The 6,316-nt window shown below is 63.6% G+C and carries 4 protein-coding genes; all 4 read left to right on the top strand.

The window, feature by feature from the left end:
* Positions 1-319 precede the first annotated feature (319 nt).
* Entirely contained in the window at positions 320-667 is a 348-nt protein-coding gene (locus tag GO615_RS26895) for a c-type cytochrome (RefSeq protein WP_169132924.1), read from the top strand.
* Between the two features lie 78 nt (positions 668-745).
* Entirely contained in the window at positions 746-1,741 is a 996-nt protein-coding gene (locus tag GO615_RS26890; protein WP_169132925.1) for a DmsE family decaheme c-type cytochrome, read from the top strand.
* A gap of 17 nt (positions 1,742-1,758) precedes the next feature.
* A complete protein-coding gene (locus tag GO615_RS26885; protein ID WP_169132923.1) occupies positions 1,759-3,882 on the top strand; it encodes an MtrB/PioB family decaheme-associated outer membrane protein in 2,124 nt (707 codons plus the stop codon).
* A gap of 180 nt (positions 3,883-4,062) precedes the next feature.
* A complete protein-coding gene (locus GO615_RS26880; protein ID WP_169132922.1) occupies positions 4,063-6,045 on the top strand; it encodes a cytochrome C in 1,983 nt (660 codons plus the stop codon).
* The last annotated feature ends 271 nt before the right edge of the window (positions 6,046-6,316 follow it).

The raw sequence follows: 6,316 nt of genomic DNA, 5'->3' as shown, positions 1-6,316 counted from the left end.
GCTGGGGTGGGGCTGGGTTAAGTAGGCGCCGCGGAAACCCATCCCCCTCCTAACCGATAGTCTCGGCTGCGCCTCGCCGCTCCACAGGGGGCCAGCAGTGCTGGCCGAAACCCCTGTTCCGCCCCCTTGAAGGGGGAGAAACAAGGTGCCGGAGCAGTCGTTGTGTATTTCGTCGTCGGCTAATAGGAATTTTCCTACACGCAATTTAAACCCTGTCCGATATGGGGGATTGCGCGAATTCGTGAAAATCCAGTCACGTCAGGCCGCGCCCATGTTGCGGCCGAAACGACGAAATTCCAGCTTCAACAGGAGAGCCCAAATGCAATTCCGTCTCAACCGCGTGTCGCTGCTCGTTGCCGCCACCGCCGCGATCTTCGCTTCTTCCTCCGCATTTGCCGTCGACGCCGACGCCGCGAAGTCCCTCGCGAAGGACAACGACTGCTTCAAGTGCCACGCCGTCAACAAGACCAAGAAGGGCCCCTCGTACCAGAAGATCGCCGCCAAGTACAAGGGCAAGGAAGCCGAGGGCTTCGAGAAGATGAAGAAGAACATCACCACCGGCCCGAAGGTGAAGCTCGAGGACGGTACCGAGGAAGAGCACAAGATCATCAACACCAAGAACGAGGCCGAGATCAAGAACCTCATGGAATGGATTCTTTCGCAGTAAGCCGCGTGGCCTGAATCGCACCGCCCGGCCGGGCGGTGCGGCAATGACGTTCGGAACCAAGGGGATAACATGAGAAAAATGCGAAGCTTGCTTGCAGCGCTGGCCGTCATCGGCAGCGTCTGCTCGGGGGCGGTATTCGCCGCCGATGCGCCGAAAGAGGCGCCCAAGGACATCGTTCTGCAGGGCGATGCCAAGTGCACGTCCTGCCACGACGAGGCGGACGCCCCGGGCGTGCTGCACATCGGCAAGACGAAGCACGGCACGCGCGCCGACGGCCGCACGCCGACCTGTACCGATTGTCACGGCGAAAGTGACAAGCACGTGACATACAAGGGCAGCGACAAGCCGCCCAAGCCCGATCGCACCTTCGACAAGAAGTCTGCGACCCCCGTTGCCGAGCGCAACGCAGCCTGCCTGTCCTGTCACCAGACCGACCCGAAGCGTCACCTGTGGACCGGCAGCACGCACGAGCGCCGCGACGTCGCCTGCAGCTCCTGTCATGACACGCACGCCGCCGACGACAAGGTCCGCGACAAGCGTACCCAGGCCGAAGTGTGCTTCGCCTGCCACAAGGAGCAGCGCGCGCAGGTCAACCGGCCGTCGCACCACCCCATCCCCGAAGGCAAGATGTCCTGCTCGGACTGCCACAACCCGCACGGCACCACCGGTCCGAAGCTGCTCGTGAAGGACAGCACCAACGCGACCTGCTACACCTGCCACGCGGAGAAGCGCGGCCCCTTCGTGCATAACCATGCACCGGTCACCGAAGACTGCGCCAACTGCCACAACCCGCACGGCACCGTCGCCGACGCGATGCTGAAGACCCGTCCGCCCTTCCTGTGCCAGCAGTGCCATGACCCCGCCAACCACCTCGGCACGATCCCGGGTGTCGCGGCAAATACCGATCTCAGCCGCAACGTGAACGGCACGGTGATCGCTTCGCCGGCTAGCCAGAACAACGGCCTCAACTCGGTCGGTGTGACCCAGGGGCGTGCCTGCCTGAACTGCCACACCGAAATCCATGGCAGCAATAGTCCGTCGGCCAGCTCGAAGGCTGCCCGCTTCTGGCGTTAAGAGTCAGGGAGAACGAAATGGACAACAATCGCATTTTCAAGCGGACGGTGCTTGCCCTGGCCGTGTCGATGGCCTTCCCCGTGTCGTCCGCCCTCGCGCAGGAAGACGAGGTCGCGGAACTGATCAGCCCGAACGTCGCCGAAGCAAGCATCAGGCTGCAGCACCTCAACGAGGTCAATCCGCTGTACCGGCAGTACTACGGCATCAATGACGAGGGTATCCACGGTAGCGCCGACCTCAAGGTCATCCGCCGCTCCGACGAGGGACGCTGGCTGCGCATCGAGGGCCGCGATCTCGGCCTGCGCACGCAGGAGTTCGGCGCGTCGATCGAGCAGCAGGGCGACTGGAAGCTCGGCATCGACTACAACCAGATCCCGCGCTACGCACCCTTCGAGGTGTCGACGCGCGTGACCGGAATCGGCCACGACTCGCTCAACCTCGGCACCCGCTTCGACGACAAGGACCTGAAGACCGAGCGCACGGCCACGTCCCTGACCGCCACCAAGTTCATCAGCAAGAACCTGCAGGCGAACGTCACGTTCAAGAACGAGGACAAGAAGGGCGAGCGCCTGTTCGGCTCCAACGGCAACGTTGGCGGCTACCTCGGCCAGTTGTTCGCGCCCGAGCCGATCGACTCGAACCACAAGCAGATCGAGGCCTCGCTGGACTATGCAACCGAGAAGTTCTACGTCTCGGGCAGCTACTACGCCAGCTTCTACGAGAACAAGGCGGGCAAGGGGCTGTTCGTCAATTACGGCACCACCGGCGGCACGGGCAACCCGGTCGCCGTCCAGGGCACCCCGACTGCGATGAGCCCGCTGTCGCTCGCGCCCGACAACCAGATGCACCAGATCGCGCTGGCCGGCGGCTACAACTTCAGCCGCGACACGCGCGCCAACCTGAAGGTGAGCAAGAGCTTCGCGACCCAGGATGACAGCTTCCTGCCGTCAACCGTCGTGCCCTACCTGCCGGGCATGACCCGTAGCGATCTCGGCGGCAAGGTCGACACGACCAACGTGTTCGGCTCGATCACGTCGCGCGTCACCGACAAGCTCAACCTGCTCGCATCGTGGGCGTACGAGGACCGGGACGACCGGACGCCGCAGCTCGATTATGCGAGTTACAACGGGAGGATCCTGCAGAACAACCCCGAGTCGCAGACGACGCAACGCGGCAAGTTCGAGGCGAGCTACCGTCTGCCGAAGGGTTACAACCTGACCGCGGGTTACGACTATGACTTCAGGAAGTACGAGGGCATGGACGAGCTGTACCGCGACGAAATGACGGAGAACACCTATCGCATCGACCTGCGCAAGTCGCTCAGCGACACCCTGAACGGCAGCGTGACCCTCGCCCACAGCGAGCGTGACGGTTCGAGCTGGGGCACCACGCCGGTGCTCGTCAAGACCGCCACGACGGCCGTGGGTGAGCACTGGACGGCGCCGGCGCAGTTCTCCGACCGCGAGCGCGACAAGCTCAAGCTCATGCTCGACTGGATGCCGGTCGAGCCGCTGTCGGTGCAGTTCGCCTACGAGTACGCGATGGACGACTACAAGACGCGCATCTTCGACATCGGTCTGAACGAGGGCCGCTCGGAGCTGTTCTCGCTCGATGCGTCATACCGCTTCAATGACCGCTGGAAGGCGAACCTGTGGTATTCGCACTCCAGCAACGACATCGAGCAGAAGTCGCTGAACAGCACCTACGGTTCGAAGTGCGACGGCACGACGCTCCCCTACACCTGCGTGCCGTGGGGGGCCGACCTCAAGCTGAGCTCGAATGGGGTCGGCGCGGGATTCGACGGCCAGATCAGCTCGAAATTCTCCGTCGGTGGGCAATATCTATACAGCCGCGACGTGAGCGAGTACGACATCTCCTACGCGGATGCCGGTGCGCTATCGTCGATCCGCCAGGGGGCGGGGATCCTCCCGGATACCGAGTACACGCTGAACACCCTGCGGCTCTTCGCGCGCTATGCCCTCACAAAGGCTACGGCTATTCGTTTAGACTATGTCTGGGATCGTCGCGAGATGGATGACTATACATGGTCGAGCTGGAGCTATTCGGATGGCACGAAGGTCTTCGTGGATCCGAACCAGATCACGCGCGTCATCGCGGTGACCGTCTCGCATGCATTCTGATTGACGGCAGCAACGGCCGGGCCGAAGACGGCCCGGCTTTCATCCGGGGATAGCAAGTCGCCCGGCAGGGGGCCCACGAGCACATATGACGCCTGTGCGTCTGGCGGTTGGCGTGCGACGTGCCGGCCCCCTTTTTCGTCTGCGGCGCGCGGGCTGCGCTGCGAAAAGGGGAGCAATAAAGTGAAAATACGCAACATTCGGGGCCTGCTGGCGGCGGTCGCGTCTGCCGCGTTGCTGTGGCCCTTGTCAGGCCTCGCGGCCGGGGGGGGCGAGGCGCCGGCCAAGCTCGACAATGCCAGCTGTCTGAACTGTCACGAGAAGGGCAAGGCTGCGATCCAGATCGAGGATTCGGAAGGCGAGAAGGTGGATCTGCCTGCGGTCGATCCGGCAAAGGTCGCGAAGGGCGTGCACGCGAAGCTGGATTGTGTCGCCTGTCACACGGACATCGTCGACGCGCAGGAGAAGCACGAGAAGGCGGCGAATGCCGTCAAACCCGACTGCGCCGGTTGCCACGAGAAGCTGTGGGACGAGGCGAAGAAGAACAACCAGGCCACCGACAAGCCGCGCCTGGGCGTCGTTGTCGAGAACATCGCGGCCTACAAGGAATCCTTCCACGCGCGGCCGGACGCGGATTATCCGGACCGCCCGAAGGCTGCGTGCAACCAGTGCCATGCGACACACGACTTCGCCGTGCCGCCCGCCGGCACGCCCGAGCGCGACCAGTGGCGCCTGACGATTCCCGAGACCTGCGGCACTTCCTGCCATGAGGACCATCTCGAGGATCTGGCCGAGTCCGTGCACGGCGAATTGACCGCGAAAGGCGACCCCAAGGGCGCAGTGTGCATCGACTGCCACACGACGCACGAGATCCGCGGCACCTCGACGGAGCTCTTCAAACTCAAGAACGTGGTGTCCTGCGGTGACTGCCACAAGGAAGAGCTGCTGAGCTATCGCGACACCTACCACGGGCAGGTGAATCGCCTCGGCTTCGCCTATACCGCCAAGTGCGCGGACTGCCATGGCAGCCACGGCATCAAGGCCGGAGACGATCCGAAGTCGCGCGTGCATCCGGACAACCGCCTGAAGACCTGCCAGAAGTGCCACGACGACAAGAAGCCGGGCATGGTGAAGGCGACCGCGGGCTTCGTGACCTTCGGCCCGCACGCCAACACCGACGACTTCGAGAAGTACCCGCAGATGTACGTGGCCGGCAAGTTCATGACCTGGCTGCTGATCGGCGTGTTCGCCTTCTTCTGGGCGCACAGCGGCCTGTGGTACTACCGCGAGTGGCAGGAGCGCAAGGAACGCAAGACCGTGCCGCACGTGCGCACCGGCGAGCTGGGTGTGAACGAGGGCAAGCACTTCGTGCGCTTCGCCAAGGGCTGGCGCATCGCGCACCTCGCGTTCGCGCTGGTGACGATGACCCTGGTGCTGACCGGCACGACCGTGATGTTCGCCGACAGCGCCTGGGCGCCGACCGTTGCCGCGATGCTGGGCGGGCCGAAGGTGATGGGCTTCATCCACCGCGTGGCCGCCGTGCTCTTCGTCGGCATCTTCATGATCCACTTCGTGTACGTGATGTCGCGCCTGCTGCGCGACCGCAAGTTCCGCTGGTTCGGCCCGGATTCGCTGATCCCGAACTGGAAGGACCTCGCCGACTGCGTGGGCATGTTCAAGTGGTTCTTCGGGAAGGGGCCGAAGCCCAAGTTCGACCGCTGGACCTACTTCGAGAAGTTCGACTACTGGGCGGTGTTCTGGGGTGTGAACATCATCGGCTGGAGCGGCCTGATGCTGGCCTTCCCGCACGTGACGGCGAGCTTCCTGCCGGGCTGGGTGTTCAACGTCGGCACGCTGGTGCATGGCGAGGAAGCCTTCCTCGCGGCCGTGTTCCTCTTCACGGTGCACTTCTTCAACAACCACTTCCGCCCCGACAAGCTGCCGCCCCCGGACGTGGTGATGTTCACCGGCACGCAGTCGCTGGAGGAGTTCAGTCGCGAGCATCCGGCGCACTACCAGCGTCTGGTCGAGTCGGGCGAGTTGGAGAAGTACCTGGTCGATGCGCCGTCGCGCCAGTTGCACGTCGGCTCGGTGATCCTCGGCCTGACCCTGATCACCGTCGGCCTCGTGCTGCTGGTGCTGGTGGTGACGGGTTTCTTCAGCTGATCCTGGTCTGAAGCCGTAACGAAGAAGGGGAGGGCGACCTCCCCTTTTTTGCGTTCACGGCGTGCCACCGATCCCGGCTTCGGGGGCGGGATTGGCGGGATACGCTGCGCTCCTCCCGCCATCGGTGCTCATACGGAGGGTGGTTGTAGCGGCGCGCGATAATTGGCACCGAATTGCGCGAAAATTGACACTCGCTTGAGCTTGGACCCTGCGCAAACGAATTGCGCCTGATCCAATATCCCTACCGGCGCGTTACACCGTCTGATCGACG

This window comes from Aromatoleum evansii (assembly GCF_012910805.1).
GTDB lineage: Bacteria > Pseudomonadota > Gammaproteobacteria > Burkholderiales > Rhodocyclaceae > Aromatoleum > Aromatoleum evansii.
The sequence above is the reverse complement of the archived record's forward strand: the minus strand, read 5'-3'. Positions and strand labels throughout refer to the sequence as shown.

Bases quoted from the DNA above. Each gene is read 5' to 3' on its own strand.
- GO615_RS26895 (WP_169132924.1), top strand. From the start codon at position 320: ATGCAATTCCGTCTCAACCGCGTGTCGCTGCTCGTTGCCGCCACCGCC.
- GO615_RS26890 (WP_169132925.1), top strand. From the start codon at position 746: ATGCGAAGCTTGCTTGCAGCGCTGGCCGTCATCGGCAGCGTCTGCTCG.
- GO615_RS26885 (WP_169132923.1), top strand. From the start codon at position 1,759: ATGGACAACAATCGCATTTTCAAGCGGACGGTGCTTGCCCTGGCCGTG.